Annotated in this window: 24 protein-coding genes; 14 read left to right on the forward strand and 10 right to left on the reverse strand. The window is 67.2% G+C overall.

Annotated features, from left to right (window positions below; all coding sequences use genetic code 11):
• Positions 1–11 precede the first annotated feature (11 nt).
• Positions 12–737 carry a flagellar type III secretion system pore protein FliP gene (gene fliP / locus DU478_RS00850; RefSeq protein WP_114509033.1) on the forward strand — a complete coding sequence of 242 codons (726 nt, stop codon included), beginning with the start codon at positions 12–14 and terminating at the stop codon, positions 735–737.
• Positions 738–781: 44 nt separating this feature from the next.
• On the opposite strand, the gene DU478_RS00855 is transcribed toward fliP, so the two are convergent.
• The 5 genes from DU478_RS00855 to eutB all read right to left on the reverse strand — a co-directional run bounded on the left by DU478_RS00855 (position 782) and on the right by eutB (position 6,354).
• Positions 782–2,152 (reverse strand): aspartate aminotransferase family protein, encoded by a 1,371-nt coding sequence (locus tag DU478_RS00855; RefSeq protein ID WP_114509034.1) that lies wholly within the window; start codon positions 2,150–2,152, stop codon positions 782–784.
• Positions 2,153–2,271: 119 nt separating this feature from the next.
• Positions 2,272–3,756, reverse strand: a complete 1,485-nt coding sequence (locus DU478_RS00860; RefSeq protein WP_114509035.1) for an NAD-dependent succinate-semialdehyde dehydrogenase — start codon at positions 3,754–3,756, stop codon at positions 2,272–2,274.
• A 135-nt stretch (positions 3,757–3,891) separates the two neighbouring features.
• Positions 3,892–4,368: an Lrp/AsnC family transcriptional regulator gene (locus DU478_RS00865; protein WP_114509310.1), complete on the reverse strand. Its 477-nt coding sequence runs from the start codon at positions 4,366–4,368 to the stop codon at positions 3,892–3,894.
• Complete coding sequence (locus DU478_RS00870; RefSeq protein WP_114509036.1) at positions 4,368–5,348, reverse strand: ornithine cyclodeaminase family protein; 981 nt, start codon at positions 5,346–5,348, stop codon at positions 4,368–4,370. The genes DU478_RS00865 and DU478_RS00870 overlap by 1 nt, the downstream gene beginning before the upstream one ends.
• Positions 5,338–6,354 carry a hydroxyectoine utilization dehydratase EutB gene (eutB, locus tag DU478_RS00875; protein WP_114509037.1) on the reverse strand — a complete coding sequence of 339 codons (1,017 nt, stop codon included), beginning with the start codon at positions 6,352–6,354 and terminating at the stop codon, positions 5,338–5,340. Before eutB ends, DU478_RS00870 begins: the two co-directional genes overlap by 11 nt.
• 150 nt (positions 6,355–6,504) lie before the next feature.
• On the opposite strand from eutB, the gene DU478_RS00880 reads away from it, so the two are divergent.
• On the forward strand, positions 6,505–7,734 hold the full coding sequence (locus DU478_RS00880) for an MFS transporter (RefSeq protein WP_114509038.1): 1,230 nt from the start codon (positions 6,505–6,507) through the stop codon (positions 7,732–7,734).
• A 73-nt stretch (positions 7,735–7,807) separates the two neighbouring features.
• On the opposite strand, the gene trhO is transcribed toward DU478_RS00880, so the two are convergent.
• Entirely contained in the window at positions 7,808–8,728 is a 921-nt protein-coding gene (gene trhO / locus DU478_RS00885) for an oxygen-dependent tRNA uridine(34) hydroxylase TrhO (RefSeq protein WP_114509039.1), read from the reverse strand.
• Between the two features lie 107 nt (positions 8,729–8,835).
• Here trhO and pncA point away from each other — a divergent pair, with 107 nt between their 5' ends.
• The 7 genes from pncA (at position 8,836) to DU478_RS00920 (ending at position 17,930) form a co-directional block, all read left to right on the forward strand.
• Entirely contained in the window at positions 8,836–9,429 is a 594-nt protein-coding gene (pncA, locus tag DU478_RS00890) for a bifunctional nicotinamidase/pyrazinamidase (RefSeq protein WP_114509040.1), read from the forward strand.
• Positions 9,430–9,511: 82 nt separating this feature from the next.
• Positions 9,512–11,863, forward strand: coding sequence for a hybrid sensor histidine kinase/response regulator (locus DU478_RS00895; protein WP_114509041.1), 2,352 nt, complete (start codon positions 9,512–9,514; stop codon positions 11,861–11,863).
• On the forward strand, positions 11,800–13,089 hold the full coding sequence (pncB, locus tag DU478_RS00900; RefSeq protein WP_114509042.1) for a nicotinate phosphoribosyltransferase: 1,290 nt from the start codon (positions 11,800–11,802) through the stop codon (positions 13,087–13,089). Before DU478_RS00895 ends, pncB begins: the two co-directional genes overlap by 64 nt.
• Before the next feature lie 153 nt (positions 13,090–13,242).
• Positions 13,243–14,664 (forward strand): homospermidine synthase, encoded by a 1,422-nt coding sequence (locus tag DU478_RS00905; RefSeq protein WP_114509043.1) that lies wholly within the window; start codon positions 13,243–13,245, stop codon positions 14,662–14,664.
• Between the two features lie 349 nt (positions 14,665–15,013).
• Positions 15,014–16,099: a histidinol-phosphate transaminase gene (hisC, locus tag DU478_RS00910; protein WP_114509044.1), complete on the forward strand. Its 1,086-nt coding sequence runs from the start codon at positions 15,014–15,016 to the stop codon at positions 16,097–16,099.
• On the forward strand, positions 16,096–17,016 hold the full coding sequence (locus DU478_RS00915) for a prephenate/arogenate dehydrogenase family protein (RefSeq protein WP_114509045.1): 921 nt from the start codon (positions 16,096–16,098) through the stop codon (positions 17,014–17,016). Before hisC ends, DU478_RS00915 begins: the two co-directional genes overlap by 4 nt.
• 92 nt (positions 17,017–17,108) lie before the next feature.
• Positions 17,109–17,930 carry an extensin-like domain-containing protein gene (locus DU478_RS00920; protein WP_233501075.1) on the forward strand — a complete coding sequence of 274 codons (822 nt, stop codon included), beginning with the start codon at positions 17,109–17,111 and terminating at the stop codon, positions 17,928–17,930.
• A 103-nt stretch (positions 17,931–18,033) separates the two neighbouring features.
• Here the strand turns inward: DU478_RS00920 and DU478_RS00925 are convergent, their stop codons facing one another.
• Both DU478_RS00925 and DU478_RS00930 read right to left on the reverse strand, forming a co-directional pair.
• A complete protein-coding gene (locus tag DU478_RS00925) occupies positions 18,034–18,963 on the reverse strand; it encodes a sterol desaturase family protein (protein ID WP_114509047.1) in 930 nt (309 codons plus the stop codon).
• Positions 18,960–19,349: a hypothetical protein gene (locus DU478_RS00930; RefSeq protein WP_114509048.1), complete on the reverse strand. Its 390-nt coding sequence runs from the start codon at positions 19,347–19,349 to the stop codon at positions 18,960–18,962. The genes DU478_RS00925 and DU478_RS00930 overlap by 4 nt, the downstream gene beginning before the upstream one ends.
• A 244-nt stretch (positions 19,350–19,593) precedes the next feature.
• Between DU478_RS00930 and DU478_RS00935 the strand changes: the two genes are divergently transcribed.
• On the forward strand, positions 19,594–19,803 hold the full coding sequence (locus DU478_RS00935) for a hypothetical protein (RefSeq protein WP_114509049.1): 210 nt from the start codon (positions 19,594–19,596) through the stop codon (positions 19,801–19,803).
• 8 nt (positions 19,804–19,811) lie between these two features.
• Here the strand turns inward: DU478_RS00935 and DU478_RS00940 are convergent, their stop codons facing one another.
• A complete protein-coding gene (locus DU478_RS00940) occupies positions 19,812–20,366 on the reverse strand; it encodes a TlpA family protein disulfide reductase (protein ID WP_114509050.1) in 555 nt (184 codons plus the stop codon).
• A 24-nt stretch (positions 20,367–20,390) separates the two neighbouring features.
• Here DU478_RS00940 and argH point away from each other — a divergent pair, with 24 nt between their 5' ends.
• From argH to DU478_RS00960, 4 genes are read left to right on the forward strand one after another with little or no spacing between them, the layout of a single operon-like run.
• The gene (gene argH, locus DU478_RS00945; protein ID WP_114509051.1) at positions 20,391–21,782 is read left to right on the forward strand and encodes an argininosuccinate lyase; all 1,392 of its coding nucleotides are present in this window, start codon (positions 20,391–20,393) and stop codon (positions 21,780–21,782) included.
• Complete coding sequence (locus DU478_RS00950; RefSeq protein ID WP_114509052.1) at positions 21,779–21,928, forward strand: argininosuccinate lyase; 150 nt, start codon at positions 21,779–21,781, stop codon at positions 21,926–21,928. The genes argH and DU478_RS00950 overlap by 4 nt, the downstream gene beginning before the upstream one ends.
• A complete protein-coding gene (locus DU478_RS00955; protein WP_147276310.1) occupies positions 21,925–22,110 on the forward strand; it encodes a hypothetical protein in 186 nt (61 codons plus the stop codon). Before DU478_RS00950 ends, DU478_RS00955 begins: the two co-directional genes overlap by 4 nt.
• Positions 22,107–22,424 carry a DUF2834 domain-containing protein gene (locus DU478_RS00960; protein ID WP_199488276.1) on the forward strand — a complete coding sequence of 106 codons (318 nt, stop codon included), beginning with the start codon at positions 22,107–22,109 and terminating at the stop codon, positions 22,422–22,424. The genes DU478_RS00955 and DU478_RS00960 overlap by 4 nt, the downstream gene beginning before the upstream one ends.
• Before the next feature lie 37 nt (positions 22,425–22,461).
• Here the strand turns inward: DU478_RS00960 and leuB are convergent, their stop codons facing one another.
• The gene (gene leuB, locus DU478_RS00965) at positions 22,462–23,568 is read right to left on the reverse strand and encodes a 3-isopropylmalate dehydrogenase (RefSeq protein WP_114509055.1); all 1,107 of its coding nucleotides are present in this window, start codon (positions 23,566–23,568) and stop codon (positions 22,462–22,464) included.
• Positions 23,569–23,573: the final 5 nt, after the last annotated feature.

The raw sequence follows: 23,573 nt of genomic DNA on the forward strand, positions 1-23,573 counted from the left end.
GCGGTCAGGTCATGCGTACCCTCTGCCTATGGACGCTGCTGGCGCTGGCCGTGCCAGGCGTCGCCGGAGCGCAGGAACTGACGCTCGACCTTGGCGGCGAGGGGTCGCTGACGGCGACCAGCCTGCAGCTGATCGCGCTGCTGACCCTGCTCAGCCTCGCCCCCGGCATCGCCATCATGATCACGTGCTTTCCGTTCATCGTGACGGTGCTGTCGATCCTGCGGCAGGCCATCGGCCTACAGCAATCGCCGCCCAACATGCTGATCATCAGCCTGGCGCTGTTCCTGACCTATTTCGTGATGGACCCGGTGTTCCGCGCCGCCTACGACGCCGGGGTCGTGCCGCTCCTGAACGACACGTTGCCGCTCGACGAGGCGGTGATGCGCGGGCTCGAACCGTTCCGCGGGTTTATGGCGGCGCGCACCGATCCCGACACCTTCGGCGCCATGGCGGACCTGCGTCCCGACGCAGCCGGCACGCCGCTGGCGCCCGAGGCGCCGCTGTCGGTGCTGATCCCGAGCTTCCTGTTGTCCGAGATTGCCCGCGCCTTCCAGATCGGTTTCCTGATCTTTCTGCCGTTCCTGATCATCGACCTCGTGGTCGCCGCGGTGCTGATGTCGATGGGGATGATGATGGTGCCGCCCGCCATCGTGTCGCTGCCGTTCAAGCTGGCGTTCTTCGTGGTGGCGGACGGCTGGTCACTTTTGGCGAGCAGCCTGGTGCGCAGTTATTTCTAGCGCCCGCGGGGCCGGGATGATCCGGCCCCGCGGCAGATCGGCTCTTAGTCCAGAACCGCGGCCACGGCCTTCGCGGTCTTGTCTGCGATCTCGTCGGCTTCCGCGGTGGTCAGGCAGAAGGGCGGCGCAAAGCCCAGGATATCACCCTGCGGCATCGCCCGCGCGATCACCCCGTGCTCCAGCAGCGCCGCCGCGACCCGCGCGCCGACCTTTTCCGAGGCATCGAAGAAGGTGCGGCTGTTCCGGTCCTTCACGAATTCCACCGCGCAGAGCATGCCTTCGCCGCGCACATCGCCCACATGGGCATGGGCGCCAACCGCCTCGGCCATGACCTTGTTCAGATAGGCGCCGTTCTCGCCGGCCTGCTGCACGAGGTTCAGCTCGTCGATCAGCTTCAGGTTCGCCACACCGGCGGCCGCGCCGATGGGATGGGCCGAATAGGTCCAGCCATGGCCGATCGGCCCGTTCTCGTCGGTCCCCTGCTCCAGCACCTTCCACATCTTGTCGCTGACGATCGATCCCGACAGCGGCGCATAGGCCGAGGTCAGGCCCTTGGCGATGGTGATGAGGTCAGGCTTCAGTCCGTAATGCTCGGACCCGAACATGCTGCCCAGGCGGCCGAAGCCGGTGACCACCTCGTCGGCGATGAGCAGGATATCGTGCTTGGCCAGCACCGCCTGGATCGCCTCCCAGTAACCCGCGGGCGGCGGCACGATCCCGCCTGTGCCAAGCACCGGCTCCCCGATGAAGGCCGCGATGGTGTCGGCACCTTCTTCCGCGATCAGCGCCTCGAGTTCGGCGGCGCAATGGGCGACGAAATCGGCCTCGGACATCGCGGTGTCGGCGCGGCGGAAATAATACGGCGCCTCGGTGTGGATCACCTGGGACAGCGGCAGGTCGAACTTCTTGTGGAAAAGCTCGAGCCCGGTCAGCGACCCGGTCATGAGGCCCGACCCGTGATAGCCGCGCCAGCGCGAGATGATCTTCTTCTTCTCGGGGCGGCCCAGGATGTTGTTGTAGTACCAGACCAGCTTGATGTTGGTCTCGTTCGCATCGGACCCGGACATGCCGAAATAGACCTTGGACATGTGCTCGGGCGCGCGGTCGAGGATCATCTTCGACAGGGTGATAGACGCCTCGGTGCCGTGGCCGACATAGGCATGGTAATAGGCGAGCTCCTTCGCCTGGGCGGCGATGGCCTCGGCGATGTCCTGGCGGCCGTAGCCGACGTTCACGCAGTAGAGCCCGGCAAAGGCGTCAAGCAGACGGGTGCCGTCGCGATCCTCGATATGGCAGTTGGTGCCGCCGGTGATGACCCGGTTCGGCAGGTTGCCGCGGGCGAATTCCGCCAGGTGCGTGGAGGGGTGAAAGAAATTCTCACGGTCCCACTGGTCCAGCATGTCGTTCTTCAGCATCGTCTTTCCTTTCGCAGGCGCCGCGCGCCCCTTCATCTTGCCACTAAACTCCCGCCGGAGGCTCCGGCGCGTCCCGTCCGCGCTTCCGGCTTGCATGTCGCGCTCAGGCCCGGTCGTGATCAGGCCCAGTCGCGGCACACATACTTGATCTCGGTGAAGGCTTCCAAGCCCTGCCGCGCGCCTTCGCGGCCCAGACCCGACTGCTTCATCCCGCCAAAGGGGATCGGCGCGCCGGTCACCTTGGTGCGGTTGACCGCGACCATGCCGAACTGCAGCGCCCGGGCCAGCCGGTAGATGCGGCGCGGGTCCATGGTGTGCACGTAGGCCACCAGCCCGTATTCGCTGTCGTTGGCGCGTGCCAGCACCTCGTCCTCGCTGTCGAAGGGTACGATGGCCGCGACAGGACCAAAGGTTTCCTCTTTCAGGATCAGCGCGTCGGCAGGCACGTCCGCCAGGACAGTCGGCTGGTAGAAAAGCGGCCCAAGCGTGTGGCGGTCGCCGCCGCAGACCAGCTTCGCGCCCTTCTTGAGCGCGTCGGCCACGTGCTCTTCCTGCTTGGCGACGGCCTTTTCGTTCATCAGCGGTCCGATTTCGGGATCGTCCATGCCGATGCCGATGCTCAGATCTTTCGTGGCGGCGGCGAATTTCTCGACGAAGGCGTCGTAGATGCCGCGTTCGACGAAGATGCGGTTGGCGCCCAGGCAATCCTGGCCCGAAGTGGCAAACTTGGCCTTCATCGTCTCCTCGACCGCCTGATCGAGGTCGGTGTCGCCGAAGACCAGCACCGGCGCGTGGCCGCCCAGTTCCATGATCAGGGATTTCACGGTGCCCGCGCATTGCCGGTAAAGCAGCCGGCCGACCTCGGTCGAGCCGGTGAAGGACAGCACGCGCACCCGCGCGTCCTGGGTCCAGGGCTCGACGATCTCGGGCGCGTGGCCGGTGACGACGTTGAAGACACCCGCCGGGAACCCGGCGCGGTCGGCAAGCTCGGCCAGCGCCAAGGCCGAAAACGGCGTCTCGGCGCTGGGGTGGGCGACCACGGTGCAGCCAGCGGCCAGCGCCGCCGCGGCCTTGCGGGTCAGCATCGCGGCGGGGAAGTTCCACGGCGTGATGAGCGCGGCGACACCCATCGGTTCGCGCCACAGCTCGACCTCGGCATCGGGCAGGTGCGAGGTCACGCCCTCGATGTTCGGACGGCGGCATTCCTCGGCGTAGAATTCGATGAAATCGGCGGCATAGGTGATCTCGCCGCGCGCTTCGGAAATCGGCTTGCCCTGCTCCAGCACCATGATCCGGGCGAGGTCCTCGCGGTGTTCGATCATCAGCTCGTACCAGCGGCGCAGCAGCCGCGCGCGGTCCTGCGGCAGGGTGTTGGACCACGGTTCGAAGGCCGCCTCGGCTGCATCCACCGCGCGGGTGGAATCGGCGCCGGTCAGTTTGGCCACCTCGCCCAGCCATTCGCCATCAGCCGGGTTGGTCACCGCAAAGGAGGCACCCTCGGCGCCCTGGTTCCACTTGCCGCCGATATAGGAAAAGCTGCGCACCAGGCGCGGGTCGTCGGCCTCGGCCAGCGGCGATTTCGGAAGGGTCTGATGAACGGTCATGGGGTGTCTCCTCTGACTGAAGTGTCCCATGCCTACGGCAGGACCGGCAGAGAGCGAGACCAAAGATACGCTCAGTGGCAGAGGATTCCTCTGCCAGGGCAGCCGCCGGGCAGAGGATACCTCCGGCGGCGGCGGTCACTCATCAGACAGGAGCCCCAGCGGCAGGCCGTACGAGGATTTCACCCGTTTGGTCACGATATAGGTGTAATAGCGTGCCAACCCCACGCGGGCCTCGAGCAGCGCGTCGATCAGCCGTTGATAGGCGTCGATGTCACGGGTCACCACCTGAATGAGGTAATCGAACCCGCCGCCCAGTGCCCAGGCCCAGGTGATTTCCTCGTATTGGGCGACGGCGCGTTCGAAGGCCTGGAAATGCTCGGTCTTGTGGCCTTCGAGTTCGCAGGCGACGAACACCACCACGTGCGGTCCGAAGGCCCGCAGCGCCAGGCGCGCGCCATACCCTTCGATGATGCCGGCCGTCTCCAGCTTTTTCAGCCGCTCCCAGCAGGGGGTCGGCGACAGGCCCACGCGGTCGGCCAGTTCCGCCTTGGTGATGCGTCCCTCCGCGCTCAGCACGCGCAGGATTTCCAGGTCGCGGGCGTCGAGCTTGATCATGCAGCCGCCGTACCGCGATCCAGCAGGTCCATCACGTGCTGCGCGATCACCGTGTCCTGCGCGCCGGTGCCGGTCAGGTCCGCGATGGTGATGTCGCGCGGGTGGCGGCGGCCGGGGTGCTGGCCGGTGATGACCTGGCCCAGTTCCACCGGGTCGCCCCCGGTCCAGTCGCCCGACGCAAGTGCGGCGCGCAATTCGCCGCGCAGCGCCACCTGCGGCGCGCTGTCGGCCACGTAGAGATCAGCCCGAGCAAGACAGGCGCCGGCCAGCTCCTGCTTGTCCGGCGCGTCCGACCCCATCGCGGTGATGTGCAGCTCGGGATGCAGGCTCTCCGCTGCGAACAGCGGGCGGAAGGACGGCGTCGTGGTCACCACCAGCTGGCTGCGCTTCACCAGGATGTTGGGATCGCTGCAGACCTCGGCCTCGCAGCCGATGTCGCGGGCGAGGTCGGCGGCACAGGCGGCGGCCTTTTCCAGATCGCGCCCCCAGACCAGCACCCGTTCGAAGGGCCGCACCAGATGCGCCGCCTGCATCTGAAGCCGCGCCTGCAACCCGGTGCCGATCACCCCGGCCGTGCTCACCGACTCGGGCGCCAGGTGCCGCGCCGCGACCGCGCCCGCGGCAGCTGTGCGCAGGTCGGTGAGGTAGCCGCGGTCGAGAAGCACCGCCCGCACCGACCCGTCCAGCGCCGACAGCACCGTGACCATGCCGCCGAGGCTGGGCAGCCCCTGCTTCGGATTGTCGAAGAACCCTGTGCTGACCTTCAGCGCGACGCTGTCCAGGCCCGAGACATAGGCAGTCTTCGCGTCGATCTCGGCATTGCGTTCGTGCAGTTCGACCGACATGATCGGCGGCATCATGACCCGGCCTTCGGCCAATGCCACGAAGGCCCCCTCGACCATGTCCACAAGTTGCGTGTCCAGCGTGACGATCCGGCGCAGATGCGCCTCGGTCACGACGCGGGTGTCATCGACCATAGGGCGTCCCCTTCACCGTCAGGTCGCCCAGCACCACGTCGCGGCCCGAAATCACGTCGGTGAACATCTTCATGTCCACGTTGCGCCCGGTAATCACCGTCGCCGCGGGCCGGTCGAGCGTGACCTTCCCGGCGAGCACCGCCGCCAAGCCGACGACGCAGGCCCCTTCGGCCACGATCCGGTCCTCGTGATACAGCACCTGCATGGCGCCGTAGATTTCCTCTTCGGTCACCGTCACCACCTCGTCCAGAAGCTCGCGGCACATGGCCAAGGTCAGCCGGTTGTCGACTCCGATGCCACCGCCCAGCGAATCCGCAAGGCTCGCCACCTCCTCGACCGGGACCGGGCGCCCCGCCTTGAGGCTTTCGGCCATGGCCGCGCCCCGGTCCATGCTGATGCCGACGATGCGGATGTCCGGCCGGATGGCGCGCGCCGCCCGCGCGATGCCCGCCGCAAGCCCGCCGCCCGACAGCGGCAGCAGCAGCGTGCCGACCTCAGGCCGCGCCGCCATGATCTCGAGCCCGATGGTTCCCTGCCCGGCGATCACGAAGGGATCGTCGAAGGGCGAGATTTCCGTCAGCCCCTCCTCGGCCACCAGCCGCCGGCTTTCGGCCAGCGCATCGTCCTGCGACCGCCCCACGATGCAGACCTCCGCGCCCAGCGCACGGATGCCGTCGACCTTGGTCTGCGGCACCAGTTCCGACATGCAGATCACCGCGCGCAGGCCTCTTTCGCGCGCCGCGTAAGCCACCCCGCGGCCGTGGTTGCCGGTCGAACAGCAGGTCACGCCGGCGCAGCCCTCCGGCAGCGAGGCAACGGCGTTGAGCGCGCCGCGCAGCTTGAAGGCGCCGATCGGTTGCATGTTTTCTAGCTTGAGCCAGAACGGTTGCCCGGACCGGGATTCCATGAAGGGCGACGGCACCAGCGGCGTGGCATCGGCCACCCCCCGGATCACCCGCGCAGCGGACATGATATCGGAAAGCGTCACGGTGGCGGCGTCGGGCATCGGGTCGGTCCTTGCAAGTCTGGGCCGACTATAGGCAGAGGCCCCGGGGATGCAAAGACCGCAGCCCGGCTTGCGCGACAATCGCCTTTCGCGCCCGCGATTGTCGCATTGGGGATACCGGCCCGCCCTGCGCGGCGCTAGGGTGCGGCCATGCGCGACGACACCAGCCCCTTCGACACCCGCTATTCCTGGCTCCGGCTCGCCATCACGCTGACGGTGGCGGTGATGGGCAATGTCGGCATGTGGGCAATCGTCGTTGTGATGCCCGAGGTCGGGACGGAATTCGACGCGGGCCGCGCCGCAACCGCGCTGCCCTATACCACGACGATGCTCGGCTTCGCCCTGGGCAACATGCTCATCGGCCGCGCCGTCGACCGTTTCGGCATCACCGCGTCGCTGACCGGCGCGGCGCTGCTGATCGCGGCGGGGTACGGGCTGGCGGCCCTCGCGCCCTCGATCGCGGTGCTGAGCCTCGTACAGTTCGCCATCGGCTTCGGCACCGCCTCGTGTTTCGGGCCGCTGATCGCCGACATCTCGCAATGGTTCCTGCGCCGACGGGGCATCGCCGTGGCCGTCGCCGCCTCGGGCAACTATCTCTCCGGCGCGATCTGGCCGGCGCTGCTGGGATGGTTCGCGGCGGATGCGGACTGGCGCTGGATCTACACGGCGCTGGCGCTGCTGACCCTGGCGATCATCCTGCCGCTGGCGCAGCTTCTGCGGCCAAGCGTTCCGTCAGAGGCCTTGCAGCAGGCCGAAACCCAGAGCCGGCTGCACCGCCGCGCCACCGGGTTCAGCCCGCGACAGCTGCAATGGCTGCTGGGGTTCGCGGGGGTGGGCTGCTGCGTCGCCATGTCGATGCCGCAGGTGCATATCGTCTCGCTCTGCGTCGACATGGGCTTCGGCGCCGCCGTCGGGGCCGAGATGCTGTCGCTGATGCTGCTGGGCGGTGTGGTCTCGCGGCTGGCCTCCGGCGCGCTGGCCGACCGGCTGGGCGGTGTACGCACCCTGCTCATCGGCTCGACCCTGCAGGCCCTGGCGCTGTTTCTCTACCTGCCCGCGGGCGGGCTGGTGTCGCTTTACGCGGTAAGCCTGATCTTCGGCCTGAGCCAGGGCGGTATTGTCCCCAGCTACGCGGTCATCGTGCGCGAATACTTGCCCGCTCGCGAGGCCGGCGCACGCGTCGGCTTCGTCATGATGCTGACCATCGCCGGCATGGCGCTCGGCGGCTGGCTGTCGGGACTGATCTACGACCTGACCGGCAGCTACCAGTGGGCCTTCCTCAACGGGATCGTCTGGAACGGGCTCAACATCGCGATCATGATCGTGATCCTGCTGCGCGGACAACGCGCCGGACCTGCGCCCGGCGCGGCACCTGCCTAGTCCCTTCATCTTGCCGATAAACTCCAGAGAGCACGAGAGACAGCGTCTCTCGTATGCCGCAGGCATTCCCGCCTCAGCTCTCGTCGCGCATATCCACCGCCAGGTGCCGCTCGCCCCGCGCCCGGGCCAGCGTGATCTGCTTCTGACGCTCGCGGAACCGCGCCTTGTCGGCGTCCGAGGTCTCGTCCATGCAGTGATGGCAGGACACGCCCTCCTCGAACGCGTGCCGCGCCCGATCTTCGGGCAGGATCGGACGGCGGCAGGCGTGGCAGAGCGCATGGGGACCTTCGATCAACCCGTGCCCCACCGACACGCGCCCGTCGAAGACGAAGCAGTCGCCGCGCCAGGCGCTCTGCGCCTCGGGCACCTCTTCGAGGTACTTCAGGATGCCGCCCTGCAGGTGATAGACCTCTTCCACCCCCTGCCCCAGCAGGTAATTGGTGGATTTCTCGCAGCGGATGCCGCCGGTGCAGAACATCGCGATGCGCTTGCCTTCGAACCGGTGCCTGTTGGCGACCCACCAGGCGGGAAACTCGCCGAAGCTGCGGGTGCCGGGGTCGATGGCGCCCTCAAAACTGCCGATGGCCACCTCGTAATCGTTGCGGGTGTCGATCACCGCCACGTCCGGCGCCGCGATCAGCGCGTTCCACTCGGCGGGCGGGACGTAATGCCCGACCCGGGCGCGCGGATCGACATCGGGCTGGCCCATGGTCACGATCTCTTTCTTGAGCCGCACCTTCATCCGCGCGAACGGCCGCTCCGCCGCCTCAGCCCGCTTCCACTCCAGCCCGGCGCAGCCCGGCAGCCCGCGGATATGCTCCAGCACCTGCAGGATGCCCGCCTCCGGTCCGGCAATCGTCCCGTTGACGCCCTCGCCCGCCAGCAGCAGTGTGCCGGTGATCGCCTGCTCCCGGCACAGCGCCAGCAGCGGCCCCCGCAGCGAAGCGGGGTCGTCGAAGCGGCTGAAGTGATAGAGCGCGGCGATGGTGAACATGGCGCGCGCTTTACGCCCAGTGCGCGCGCGGATCAAGTGCGCGCCCCTTGCACCGAGGCACAGCACCTTTAAGACTCTCCGCGACCGCAGCAAAGCCGGAGGACCCCATGCACGCCCTTCTCGTCATCGACGTCCAGAACGATTTCTGCCCCGGCGGCGCGCTGGCGGTAGCCGAAGGCGACCGGATCGTCGCGCCGATCAACGCGCTGATGGCCGAGTTCGACGCGGTGATCCTGACCCAGGACTGGCACCCGGCGGGCCATTCCTCCTTTGCCAGCCAGCACCCCGGCAAGGCGCCTATGGAGATGATCGAGATGCCGTATGGCCCGCAGGTGCTCTGGCCCGATCACTGCATCCAAGGGTCGGAGGGCGCCGCCTTTCACCCCGACCTCGACACCGACCGCGCCGATCTGGTAATCCGCAAAGGTTTCAACCCGGCCATCGACAGCTATTCGGCGCTGTACGAGAATGACCACGAGACGCCCACCGGGCTCGACGGCTACCTGCGCAGCCGCGGCATCACCGCGCTGACGCTGGTTGGGCTCGCCACGGATTTCTGCGTCCATTTCTCTGCCGTGGACGCGGCCCGCGCCGGGTTCGACGTGACGCTGCGCGCCGATCTGTGCCGCGGCATCGACGTGGACGGGTCGCTGGACGCCGCGATGACGGCGATGCGCACCGCCGGGGTCCGCATCGCCTGAACGCGCGCCCGCGCGGTTTGCCCTTTTCTTAACCTTGCAGCGCTAGGTGTCGGGGAACGCATATGTTCCGGACCCTGACGCCATGGCCGATCCGCCCCTCGCGCCCGACCGGGCCCTTGCCGAATTCGACCGGCAGAACAGTCCCTGGGGCCTGCTGGAACGCTATGCCTCGGGCCGAATCGCGCATTTCCTCAGCCGGCAGATCCTGACCGTCGCCGGCGCCTGGTCGCTGTTCTGGCTGGCCTCGCCCCTGCACGGGCTGATCGCGATGGCGCTGGCCCTGTTTGGCGAGGCAATCGATTGCCTGACCTTGCGGCGGGTCGCGCCGTGGCGCGCCGCGGGGCAGGACATCGACCGGGTTCGCGCCGTGACCGCCTTCACCGCCTGGCTGCAGGCGCTGACCATCGGGCTCTGCGTGCTGCTCGCGCAGGTTTGGGCGCCGTCGGGGGCGGCGTCCTTCTTCGCCCTCGCGTTCCTAACCGGCGCCGCGATCAACGCGGGCCTCGTCATGCCATTCCACCGCGCCGCTGCAACCCTGCGGCTGTCGGTCTACGCCGCGACCTGCGCGGTCTTCCTGATCGTCGAGCTGCTGTCGGCGCCGCAGGTCGCGGCCAAACACGGGTTCGACCTTCTGGGCGCGGTGATGCTTGCCTACATGGTCAAGGTCTTCCTGACCTATGTGACCCGCTATCACCGCCGCGCCCAAAGTGAACGGCGCGAGCTTCTGCTGGGGGCCAAGGCGCTGTCGACCGCCAATCGCGAACTTGAAGAGTCGCAGCGCGAGGCGCGGCAGCTGTCGCTGGTGGCGCGGCATGCCAATGACAGCGTTGTGATCTCGAAACCGGACCACGGCATCCTCTGGGTCAATGACGCGTTCACCCGCACCACGGGCTACTCCCTGCAAGAGGCGCTGGGGAAATCTCCGGGGCGGCTTCTGAACGGACCCGGGACCGACATGGCGGTTTCAGCCCGGATCGGAACGGAAATCCGCAAGGGTCGACCCTACCGGACCGAAATTCTCAACTACACGAAATCGGGGCAGGAAATCTGGATCGAGACGAACCTCGTGCCGCTGCTCGACGATGCCGGCGCCACCGACGTGGTCATCGCCATCGAACGTAATATCACCGAGACCAAGGATCACGCCCGCCAGCTGGCCGAGGCCAAGCGCCGCGCCGAGGAGGCCGCCCGCGCCAAGGCCGCGTTCCTTGCAACCATGAGCCACGAGATCCGCACGCCCATGAACGGGATTATCGGCATGGCCAACCTGCTGGCGGAGTCGGCCCTGGACGATCGCCACAAGGCGAATGTCGAAACCATCCGCGATTCCGCCGAGGCGTTGTTGAAGATCATCAACGACATCCTCGACTATTCACGGCTCGAAGCGAACAAGCTGACCGTTGTGCAGGAACCCTTTGCCTTGGCCGCCTGCCTGCGCTCCGCCACGCAACTGCTGCGTCCGCAAGCGCTGGACAAGGGTCTGACGCTGGACATCTGCCACGACACGGCGCTGCCCGAAACGGTGACGGGCGATGCTGGACGGCTGCGGCAGATCGTGCTGAACCTGATCGGCAACGCGATCAAGTTCACCGACACCGGCGGCGTCACGATGCGCGTCAGCGCCAGGCCGGACGGTCCCGCACATCACCGGATCGAGATCACCGTGCGCGATACCGGCATCGGCATCCCGCCGGACCGGGCCGCCCGTATCTTCGACCAGTTCGAACAGGCGGATGCGGATATTACCCGCAAATACGGCGGCACCGGCCTGGGCCTCGCCATCTCGCGGCATCTGGCGCGCGGCATGGGCGGCGACCTGGTGCTGCTGACGACAGAGCCGGGCAGACACGGGGCCTGCTTCAAGCTGACGCTGCGCCTCGGCTGCGGCGAGGCCATGCCTTCGGACGCCGGGGCCGAAGAGGTCCGGCCGCCCGACCTTGCCGGCCGCAGCCTGTTGGTGGCGGACGACAACGCCACCAACCGCACCCTGATCGCGCGGTTTCTGTCGGACGCGGGTCTGCAACTGCGGTTCGTCAAGGACGGCCGCGCCGCGGTGGAAGCCTGCCTGGACCAGCCGCCCGACATGGTGCTGATGGACATGTCGATGCCGGAACTCGACGGCATCGCCGCCACCCGCGCGATCCGCGCGGCCCCCATCGCGCAGCCGCAGATCATCGCGCTGACGGCCAATGCCTTTGCCTCGGACAAGGCCGCCTGCCTTGCCGCGGGGATGAACGACTTCCTCGCCAAGCCCGTCCGCAAGGCGGAATTGCTGCGAGCGCTGGCCCGCGCGGCGGCCATGGGTAAAACGCTTGGACCCTCCGGCGCGCATCGCGTATCAGGGGACCCAACAGCGAAAGAGGCCCCGAATTGGACATCGCCACCCGAGTCTGGAACCACAAGTGGAAGATCGACCCCATCGTCCGGTCCCTGATCGACACCGATTTCTACAAGCTGCTGATGTGCCAGTCGGTGTTCCGCAACAAGCGCGAGACGCAGGTCACTTTCTCTCTGATCAACCGGTCTACCCACGTCCCGCTGGCCCGGCTCATCGACGAAGGCGAATTGCGCGAACAGCTGGACCACATCCGGTCGCTGTCGCTGCGCCGCGGCGAATCGACCTGGATGCGCGGCAACACCTTCTACGGCAAGCGGCAGATGTTCCGCCCCGACTTCATGGATTGGTTCGAGAATCTGTCCCTGCCGCCGTACCATTTGGAACGCGTCGGCGACCAGTACGAGCTGACCTTCGAAGGCGCCTGGCCCGAGGTGATGCTGTGGGAAATCCCCGCGCTCGCCGTTCTGATGGAATTGCGCGGCCGCGCCGTCCTGAACGAGATGGGGCGTTTCGAATTGCAAGTGCTTTATGCCCGCGCGATGACCAAGCTCTGGGAAAAGGTCGAAAGGCTGCGCGGCCATCCCGGCCTGCGCATCGCCGATTTCGGCACCCGGCGGCGGCATTCGTTCCTCTGGCAGGACTGGTGCGTGCAGGCGATGACCGAAGGGCTCGGGGACTGCTTTGCCGGTACGTCGAACTGCCTGATCGCCAAGAACCGCGATCTCGAGGCGATCGGCACCAACGCCCACGAAATGCCGATGGTCTATGCGGCCCTGGCCGAAGACGACGCCGCCCTGGCCCGCGCGCCCTATGACGTTCTGGCCGACTGGCACGAAGAGCACGAAGGCAACCTGCGCATCATCCTGCCCGACACCTACGGCACCGAAGGTTTCCTGAGCCGCGCGCCCGACTGGCTGGCGGGCTGGACCGGCATCCGCATCGACAGCGGCGACCCGGCCACCGGCGCCGAGGTGGCGATCCGCTGGTGGCAGGATCGCGGCGAAGACCCGAAGAAGAAGCTGGTGATCTTCTCCGACGGGCTGGATGCCGAGAAGATCCTGGAGTTGCACGCCCAGTTCAAGGACCGGGTGCGCGTCAGCTTTGGCTGGGGCACCTTGCTCACCAACGATTTCCGCGGTCTCACTCCCGACGACCGGCTGGCGCCCTTCAGTCTGGTCTGCAAGGCGGTGTCGGCGAACGGCCAGCCCACGGTCAAGCTGTCGGACAATCCGAAAAAAGCGATGGGCCCCGAAGATCAGATCGCGCGGTACAAGTCAGTCTTCGACGTGGGCGCGCAGAAAAGCTTCGAGGTGCTGGTCTGAGGCTGGCCTTGCGACCCTGAGGCTCTGCCCGAATCCCGAGGCAGCGACCAACCGGAGAAGCCGCCCTTTGTGGTCCGGAAATGGCGGCTTGCGCATTTCCCTTCATTGTCACACGGGTTAGGTAGGGGCTGAACGGAAACAGGAGGTCCCCGCATGGCTCAGGAATATCCCGTCCACGGTCGCATCGACGGCCCCATCGTGATGATCGGTTTCGGGTCGATCGGCAAAGGCACATGGCCGCTGATCGAACGGCATTTCGACTACGATGCCGACAAGCTGACGGTGATCGAGCCGGACAAGGCGCAGGCGAACTTCCTTCGACAGCACGGCCTGAACCACCTGCAGGTGGCGCTGACACCCGAGAACTACCGCGACGTGCTGGGCGATCTGTTCAAGGAGGGCAAGGGGTTCTGCGTGAACCTGTCGGTCGACACTTCCTCTCTCGACCTGATGAAATACTGCCGCGACCTGGGCGTGCTTTATATCGACACGGTGGTCGAACCCTGGGCGGGATTTTATTTCGACACCAGCGACAACGCGCAACGCACCAACTATGCGTTGCGCCAGAAGGTGCGCAACGAAAAGGCCGCACACCCGGGCGGGCCGACAGCGGTCAGCTGCTGCGGCGCCAATCCCGGCATGGTCAGCTGGTTCGTGAAAGAGGGGCTGCTCACCCTCGCCCGCGACCTGGGCCGGGATGCCAAGGTACCCGCCGACCGCGACGGCTGGGCCAGGCTGATGCAGGATCTGGGCGTCAAGGGCGTGCATATCGCCGAGCGCGACACCCAGGCGCGCCGTGTCCCGCGTCCGCGGAATGTCTTCGTCAACACCTGGTCGGTCGAGGGTTTCATCGCCGAGGGTTTCCAACCGGCAGAGCTGGGATGGGGCACGCACGAAACCTGGTTCCCCGAGAACGGCCACTCCTACGACGAAGGCTGCCAAGCGGCGATCTGGCTCGAACGCCCGGGCGCGATCACACGTGTGCACACCTGGTGCCCGACGCCGGGGCCGCAGTTCGGCTTTCTCGTGACCCATAACGAGGCGATCTCGATCTCGGATTATTACACCGTCGGCGATCCCGGCAGCCCGGAGTTCCGGCCCACCTGCCACTATGCCTATCACCCGTCCGACGACGCGGTGCTGTCGCTGCACGAGATGTTCGGGTCGGGCAAACAGCAGACCAAGCATCACATCCTCACCGAGGACGAGATCGTCGAGGGCATCGACGAGCTGGGCGTGCTGATCTTCGGCCACGAGAAGAACGCGCTCTGGTTCGGCTCGCGCCTGTCGAACGAGGAAACCCGCGACTTGGCCCCCTACCAGAACGCCACCGGGTTGCAGGTCAGCTCTGCCGTGCTGGCGGGCATGGTCTGGGCGCTCGAGAACCCCGAGGCCGGCATCGTCGAGACCGACGAGATGGACCACGCCCGCTGTCTCGAGGTTCAGCGCCCCTATCTCGGTCCGGTCGAGGCGCACTACACCGACTGGACGCCGCTGCAGGACCGCTGGGAACATTTTCCCGAGGATATCGACGAATCCGATCCCTGGCTGTTCCGCAACGTGCTGGCGACCTGAGGAAACGCGCACTTCGCCTGAACACCTCTCCCGGCACGGGCTCTAGGTCTGTTGCGGCAGCCTCAAGAGCGCGATCCCGGCCCAGCGGCGGGGCCGCGCCATCGCCGGGCCGCGGTGCGGCGATCCTTCGCCGGAGCGGGGCACTTTATCCCGGCCAAGTCCGCGCAGGGTACGRGCTTGGGTCCAAGAACTGCCAAATCGCCGTGCCGGGGGGCGGCCCGGCGATGGCGCGGCGGCGGCCCTTGGCCGCCTTTGTTCCGCGCCGGACATCCTTGATCTCCCGTCCCGCCGGTTTGCCGCTTTTCTTGGACCCTCACGCCCGCTAAAGACGGGTCCAAGGAGTACCCCGATGAACAGCATAACCCCGCAGCCCGGGATCATGGATATCGCGCTTTACCAGGGCGGCAAGGCCGCGGTGGAGGGTGTGAGCAACGTGGTCAAGCTCAGCTCGAACGAGAACCCCTTCGGCCCCTCTCCGGCAGCGCAGGAGGCCGTGCGCCGGTCGGTCCACGAGCTGCACCGCTACCCGAACACGGATCACGCGAGCCTGCGCCGCGCCATCGCCGAGGTGCACGGGCTGGATGCCGCGCGCATCATCTGCGGCGTCGGCAGCGACGAGATCATCCATTTCCTCTGCCAGTGCTATGCCGGGCCGGGTGACGAGGTGGTGCATTCCGTGCACGGCTTCGGCATGTACCGGATCAGCGCGATGGCCGCCGGGGCGACGCCGGTCGAGGTGCCCGAACGCGAGCGGGTCACGGACGTGGATGCCTTCCTCGCCGGCTGTACGGACCGCACGAAGCTGGTCTTCCTCGCCAACCCGAACAACCCCACCGGCACAATGATCGGCATGGCCGAGATCGAACGGCTGGCCGCCGGCATTCCAAGCCAAGCGATCCTCGTGCTGGACGGCGCCTATGCGGAATATGTCGGCGGCTACGACGGCGGCGCCAGGCTGGTCGAGGCGCGGAACAACGTGGTGATGACGCGGACCTTCTCCAAGCTCTACGGGTTGGGCGGTCTGCGCGTCGGCTGGGGCTACGGCCCGCAGGAGATCATCGACGTGCTGAACCGCATCCGCGGCCCCTTCAACCTGTCGGGCACGGCGCTGGCAGCGGCAGAGGCGGCGGTGCAGGACCGCGCCTTCGTCGAGAAATGCCTGGCCGAGAATGCCCGTATGCGCACCTGGCTGGCCGAGGCGCTGGCCGAACACGGCGTGCCCTCGGACACCTCGATGGCAAATTTCATCCTCGCGCGCTTTGCCTCGCCCGAAGAGGCAGAGGCCTGCGACGCCTACCTGCAAAGCCAGGGGCTGATCGTGCGCCGGGTGGCGGGCTACCAGCTGCCGGCGGCGCTGCGCATCACGGTGGGCGACGAATCCTCCTGCCGCCGGGTCGCCCATGCGGTGGGGCAGTTCAAGGCAGGCCAGCGATGACCCAGGTTTACGGAAAGGTCGCGCTGATCGGGCTGGGGCTGATCGCCTCGTCGATGTTCTGGGCGATGCGCCGCCGCGGGCTGGCGGGCACGGTATCGGGCTTTGCCAGGTCGCGGGAGACACGTGACACCGCGCGGCGGATCGGGCTCTGCGATACGGTCTGCGACAGCGCGGCAGAGGCGGTGGCGGATGCGGACCTCGTGGTGCTGGCCGTGCCGGTCGGTGCGATGGGTGCCGTCGCCGAAGAGATCGCGCCGCATCTCAAGCCCGGCGCCACGGTGACCGATGTGGGATCGGTCAAGAAGACCGTGATCGACACGGTCGGGCCGCATATTCCCGAGGGCGTGCATTTCGTTCCGGGCCATCCGCTGGCCGGGACCGAGCATTCGGGGCCCGAGTCGGGCTTTGCCACGCTCTTCGACGACCGCTGGTGCCTGCTGGTGCCGCCGCCGGGCGCCGACCCCGAGGCCGTGGCCCGGCTGCGGCTCTACTGGGAGGGGCTGGGGTCTTTCGTCGAGGAGATGGATGCCGAGCATCACGACCTGGTGCTGGCGGTCACCAGCCACGCACCGCACCTCATCGCCTACACGATGGTGGGTGTGGCGGACGACCTGCGCCGGGTGACCGACAGCGAGGTGATCAAGTATTCCGCCGCGGGCTTTCGGGACTTCACCCGGATCGCGGCCTCGGACCCGACGATGTGGCGCGACGTCTTCCTCAACAACAAGGAGGCGACACTGGAAATCCTCGGGCGGTTCACCGAGGAGCTTTTTGCCTTGCAGCGCGCCATCCGCACAGGGGACGGCGACCATCTTCACGCCTATTTCACTCGAACCCGGGCGATCCGCCGTGGTATCATCCAGGCCGGTCAGGACACCGACGCGCCCGACTTCGGGCGCAAGAAAGTGGAGCGTTGATGCGGTATCTTTTTGGTTTTCTTGCAGCTTTCTGTCTGTCCGGCCCGGTTTTGGCCAAGGCGCCCGTCACCTCCCTGACCCCGGTCGCCCGCATGGACGCCACCGCCGCGCCGGTCGTCGCCGCAAGTAACACGACGCCGGAGCGCGCGGGTTTGGCGGGCTTCCGCCCATCCGCCCGGCCAGAGGTGTTCGAAGCGGCGCTGGCGGCGCAGCTCCTTCGCCGCATGACCCGGCTCGAACCGGTCGAGCGCGCCGAGCCGCTGCCGTTCATGGAGCCGCTCCTGGCCTTCGCCACGGCCACGCCGCAGGCGGTGGCGCGGACGCTGCGGCCCGAGCGGCGGTCGCAATCGCTGGTGCAGCGGGTGATGGCGCAGCGCCAGCAGGAGGTCCGCGGGTCGGTCTGCGGCGATCCGGCGATCCAGGGCGAACGGGTCGGTTTCGTGCCCGGCCGGATTTCCGCCTGCGGCATCGACGACGCGGTGCGGGTGCGGTCGGTGGACGGCATCGCGCTGACCCAGCAGCCGATGATCGACTGCCGCACCGCCAAGGCGTTCAAGCAATGGGTCAATCGCGGCGTCAAGCCCGCCATCGGGTCGCGCGGCGGCGGCGTCGCACGGCTGCGGGTGGCGGCACATTACGCCTGCCGGACGCGCAACAACCAGCCCGGCGCGAAGGTGTCCGAGCATGGCAAGGGCCGCGCGATCGACATTTCGGGCATCATCCTGCGCGACGGCAGCGAGATCACGGTGTTGCAGGGCTGGAACACCGCCCGCGACGGCCAAGCGCTGCGGCAGATGCACGGCCGCGCGTGCGGCATCTTCGGGACGGTGCTCGGGCCGGAGTCGGACCGGTTCCACCAGGATCACTTCCACTTCGACACGGCGCGCCACCGCAACGGATCCTACTGCCGCTGAGGCGGAGGATCGCCCCTCCGGGGCGATACGAGAGACGCTGTCTCTCGTGCTCTCTGGAGGTTTATCGGCAAGATGAAGGAGCGGCCTTTGCCTGCGTTTCGCGTCAGCTGAAACCGGGGGTGCCGCGGTCCTCGGGGTGGCGGGCGAGGTGATCGGCCTTGATCCGGGCGGTGTCGGCGCGGCTGCCGTCGTGGCTCCAGCCCGGCGGCGCGACCATGTACATCCAGCGGTCGCGCCAGGTGATGCCGGGTTGCGTCACGTCGCGGAAGATGCCCACCCATTCGTGAAAGGCGACACGCAGCGGATTGAAGGTGCCGAGGTTGCGCACCAACCCGTAGTCGACCTTTTCGCTTTGCTGTTCGGGCACGAAGGTGCCGAAGAGCTTGTCCCAGACGATGAAGACCCCGGCGTAATTGGCATCGAGGTAGCGCGCATTGCGGCCGTGGTGCACGCGGTGATGCGAGGGGGTGTTCATGACGGATTCGACCCAGCGGGGCAGGCGGCCGATGGCTTCTGTGTGGATCCAGAACTGGTAGATCAGGTTGAGCCCGCCGCAGAACAGCACCAGCGCCGGGTGGAAGCCTGCTAGGATCAGCGGCGCGCGCACCAGCATCATGAAGGTGAAGGTGCCGGTCCAGGTCTGCCGCAGCGCGGTGGTGAGGTTGTAGTGCTGGCTTGAATGGTGGTTCACATGGCTGGCCCAGACCCAGCGGATGCGGTGCCCGAAACGGTGCACCCAGTAGTAGCGCAGGTCGTCCAGCACGAAACACAGCAGGATCACCGGCAGCGAGGTGCCGAGGTCGAGCGGCGTGATCTGCCAGAGCAGCATGAAGAAGCCGTAGGCGATGAAGCCCAGCAGGATGCCCGAGGCGACGTTGCCGGCCCCCATGATCAGCGAGGTCAGGGCATCGCGGGTCTCGTAGCGGCCGCCGCGCTTCCTGAGCACGATCCAGGCGAGTTCCGCGAGGATCGCCGCGATGAACAGCGGCACGGCGAGCTGGACGACATCGGGAAAGGCGATCTGGTCGGTCATGCGGTGTCTTTCAGGGTACGGGTCCAAAGGTCGGCCTCCTGCGGCGTGAGACGCAGCTGCAGGCGCGGGGCGGTGAAATCGGGCAGGTGGAGCGTCAGGCCGGTTTCATGCGCAGCGGTGCGAGCCCCTTGCAGAGGCCGCGCGGTGGTGTCGGCCCCCATCGTCCAGACCACGCCGGGTCCGCTGTGCGCCGCGATCAGTGCGGCGGAGCCGTCGGCGCAGACCGTGGCCGCCGTGACGGTGTCGCCGGGAAACTCGCGCAGCCAGGCGGCGCGGGCGCCGGCTTCGTCCAGCCGCCGCGGGGCGGAGAGGCCCAGCAGGTGCAGCGCCACGGCAATGCCGCCGATGCCCAGCACGACCAGCGCCAGAAGGACCGGCAGCGGCATGGTCTCCTCCCCTATTGCGCTTGGCCGAATGGTGCGCCGAGTGTGCCCGCCAAGTCGGCGCGCTGTCAAAAGCGGCGTTGCGTCACCTTTGACCAGTCGGATGCGGAAACACTGGCGCCGCCTGCCGAATATTGGCAAGGCAATGGCGACATTGTGGCAGAATTATGGCGAAACGCTGGACTTGGCGGGCGGTTCGCGTCAGGAACGACGCGTGGGTGGGGGCCCACGACCCCGGAGCCGGCCCATGCGCGTCTTCTACCTGTGTCTGCTTGTATCCGCGCTCTTCCTGCCCGGAGCCGAGTGGATCGGCGCGTCCCGATCCGGGGACACCCTTGCACCGCAGGCCGCCCCCGCGGCTTGCGGTGTTCCCGAAGGCACCGGCATCCAGGCCGAGGACCTCTTTCAGGATCCGCCGGCGGAGCGCATCCTTTTGCGTGATCTGCGCGTCGTCTGAGCGGCGCCTCAGCTGGTGCCGATGAGGGCCGCCAGGACCGCCTTGGCATTGTCCGAGGCCCAGTCCGCATCGCCCCGCAGACGGGCGATTTCCTGACCCTCGGGGTTGAGGATCACCGTGATCGGCAGGCCGAGCACCGACATTTCGCGGGCAAGCTCGGATTTCGGGTCGCGGTGCAGCGGCAGGTTGTCGACGCCGACCTCCTCGAAGAAACTTTTCATGCCCTGCGGCGCGTTGCGCCCGGTGGCGATGGTCACCACCTCGAAGCTGTCGCCACCCAGCTCGCGCTGCAACTCGGACAGCATCGGCATCTCGTGGCGGCAGGGCGCGCACCAGGTGGCCCAGAAGTTCACCAGCACCCATTTGCCCCGGTAGTCCGACAGATTCAGCGGCTCCCCTTCGAAACTCTGGAAATCCGAACTGCCGGCAGGCTGCGGGTCGGAGAAGACGAGCTTTTTCATGTCGCCGTCGCGCAGCGCCTCCGCGGTGGCGGGATCGGCCGCGCCCGGGTTTGCAAGGCCGACAAGGGCGGTATAGACGAGCGCGAGAAAACTGCGTTTCATTTTGCCTCCGAAGGGCCGATCAAGATGTCTGACACAACCTCGAACCAGATGTGGGGCGGCCGCTTTGCCGCCGGGCCGGATGCGATCATGGAGGCGATCAACGCCTCGATCGGGTTCGACAAGCGGTTGGCGGCGCAGGATATCGCCGGATCAAGGGCCCATGCCGCGATGCTGGGCGCCACGGGCATCGTGGAAGCTAGCGACGTGGAGGCCATTCGGAAAGGCCTTCTCACCGTTTTGTCAGAGATCGAAAGCGGCGATTTCGCCTTTTCGGCAGCGCTGGAAGACATCCACATGAACGTCGAGGCGCGGCTGAAAGAGGTGATCGGCGCGCCGGCGGGCCGGCTGCACACGGGCCGGTCGCGCAACGACCAGGTGGCGACGGATTTCCGGCTCTGGGTGCGCGATCAGCTGGACGCGGCAGAAACGGGGCTGCTGGCGCTGATGCGCGCGCTTGTCGGTCAGGCGGAGTCCGGCGCGGATTGGGTGATGCCGGGTTTCACCCACCTGCAGACGGCGCAGCCGGTGACCTGGGGCCATCACATGATGGCGTACGTCGAGATGTTCGCGCGGGACCTCTCTCGCGTCCGCGATGCACGCGCCCGGATGAACGAATCGCCGCTGGGGGCTGCGGCGCTGGCGGGCACCTCCTTTCCCGTCGACCGGCAGATGACGGCCGAGGCGCTGGGGTTCGACCGGCCCATGGCCAATTCGCTGGATGCCGTCAGCGACCGCGACTTCGCGCTGGAATTCCTGGGCTGCGCGTCGATCTGCGCTATGCATCTCAGCCGGTTCGCCGAAGAGCTGGTGATATGGTCCAGCGCACAGTTCCGCTTCGTCACCCTGTCGGATCGGTTCAGCACCGGGTCGAGCATCATGCCGCAGAAGAAGAACCCCGATGCGGCAGAGCTCATCCGCGCCAAGGTCGGCCGCATCTTCGGCGCCAACGTGGCGCTGATGATGGTGATGAAGGGCCTGCCGCTGGCCTATTCCAAGGACATGCAGGAGGACAAGGAGCAGGTTTTCGACGCCGCCGACAACCTGATGCTGGCCCTGGCCGCGATGGAGGGGATGGTGCGCGACATGACCGCCAACCGCCCGGCGCTCGAAGCCGCGGCCGCAAGCGGGTTTTCCACCGCGACGGACCTTGCCGACTGGCTGGTGCGGGTGCTGGACCTGCCGTTCCGCGAGGCGCATCACGTCACTGGGAGCCTCGTGGCGCTGGCCGAAAAGCAGGGCTGCGACCTGCCGGACCTCACGCTGGAGCAGATGCAGGGCGTTCACAATGGCATCACCGGGGATGTTTTCGACGTGCTGGGTGTGCATAATTCGGTGGCGAGCCGCACGAGCTATGGCGGCACGTCCCCGGAACGCGTCCGCGAACAGGTGGCGCGGTGGAAGGAGAACCTTGGATGAGAAAAATTCTTGTGATGTCGCTTCTGGCCCTGGCGGCCTGCGGCGCGGATGGCGAACCGGTCACGCCGGAGCCCGAACCGCGCAACAGCGGCCCCGGCGTATCGGTCAGCGTCACCGGCAAGGCAGAGATGGGCATTTCCGGATGAGGATGCTCTGCGCCCTCGCGCTGCTGAGCCTCGCGGCCTGCGTCGCGCCGGATGACAGGCGGGAGCCGGTGCCGATCGTTCCCAGCGCCCGCGCCGATGTCACGCTGTCGAACAGCGGCGCGCATCTGGGCGGTGGCGTGGCGCTGCGCAAGGGCTGGTTCACCTTGGGCGTGGGGTTCTGAGGATGCTGCGGTATCTCTGGCTGGCGCTGGCGCTCTGGGGCGCCGTTCACCCGATGTACTGGTTCATGACCTACATGTCCCAGAACGGCTGGAGCCTGTCGGCCCTGATCGACGCCTGGTATGTCAATGCCTCGACCACCGGGCTGGTCTGGGACCTGACCATCGCGGCCATTGCTCTGACTCTCTGGATCCTGTCCGAAGTGGCGGTGCGGCGGAACTGGATCGCTTTGCTGGCGATTCCGGCGATCTTCTGCATCGGGGTCAGCTGCGGCCTGCCACTTTATCTCTACTTCCGCTCGAAACCGGTGGCCTGAGCGTCGCCCGGCACCGCAAAGGTGCCGGGCATCGATGTTACAGAGACGCGTCGAGCGCCGCGACGATGGCGTCGCCCATTTCGGACGTCGACACCGGGCTGCGGCCCTCTTCGCCCAACAGGTCGGCGGTGCGGTAGCCCTGCGCCAGAACCGCGTTCACCGCCTCTTCGAGCCGCGTCGCCTCGTCGCCCTTGTCGAAGGAATAGCGCAGCGCCATGGCGAAGCTGAGGATGCAGGCGATGGGGTTGGCCTTGCCCTGCCCGGCGATGTCGGGCGCGGAGCCGTGCACCGGCTCGTAGAGCGCCTTGGGCCGGCCATTGGCCATCGGCGCGCCGAGGCTCGCCGAGGGCAGCATTCCCAGCGACCCGGTGAGCATCGCTGCAAGGTCGGACAGCAGGTCGCCGAAGAGGTTGTCGGTGACGATCACGTCGAACTGCTTGGGCCATCGGGTCAGCTGCATGGCGCCCGCGTCGGCGTACATGTGCGACAGCTCCACGTCCGGGTATTCGGTGTCGCCGATCTTCTGCACCACCTCGCGCCAGAGCACGCCCGATTCCATCACGTTGGCCTTTTCCATCGAGCAGAGCTTGTTGCCGCGCTTGCGCGCCATCTCGAAGCCCGACCGCGCCACGCGCTCGATCTCGCTCTCGGTGTAGCGCTGGGTGTTGATGCCGACGCGTTCGTTGCCTTCGTTGATGATCCCGCGCGGTTCGCCGAAATACACGCCGCTCGTCAGTTCCCGGATGATCATGATGTCGAGACCCGCCACCACGTCTTTCTTGAGCGAGGAGAAATCCGCCAAGGCGTCGAAGCACTGCGCCGGACGCAGGTTGGCATAGAGGTCCATCTCCTTGCGCAGGCGCAGCAGGCCGCGTTCGGGCTTCACGCTGAAATCGAGCACGTCGTACTTCGGTCCGCCCACGGCGCCCAGAAGAACCGCGTCCACCTCTTGCGCGCGGGCCATCGTGGCGTCCGTCAGCGGTGTGCCATGCGCATCGTAGGCCGCGCCGCCCACCAGATCCTCGCTCACGTCGAAGGACAGGTCGCGCTTGGCGCCGAACCAGTCGATGACCTTGCGCACCTCGGTCATCACCTCGGGGCCGATGCCGTCACCCGGCAGGATAAGAAGGGAAGGGGTGCTCATGTGCG

It is taken from the genome of Thalassococcus profundi, assembly GCF_003344785.1.
GTDB lineage: Bacteria > Pseudomonadota > Alphaproteobacteria > Rhodobacterales > Rhodobacteraceae > Puniceibacterium > Puniceibacterium profundi.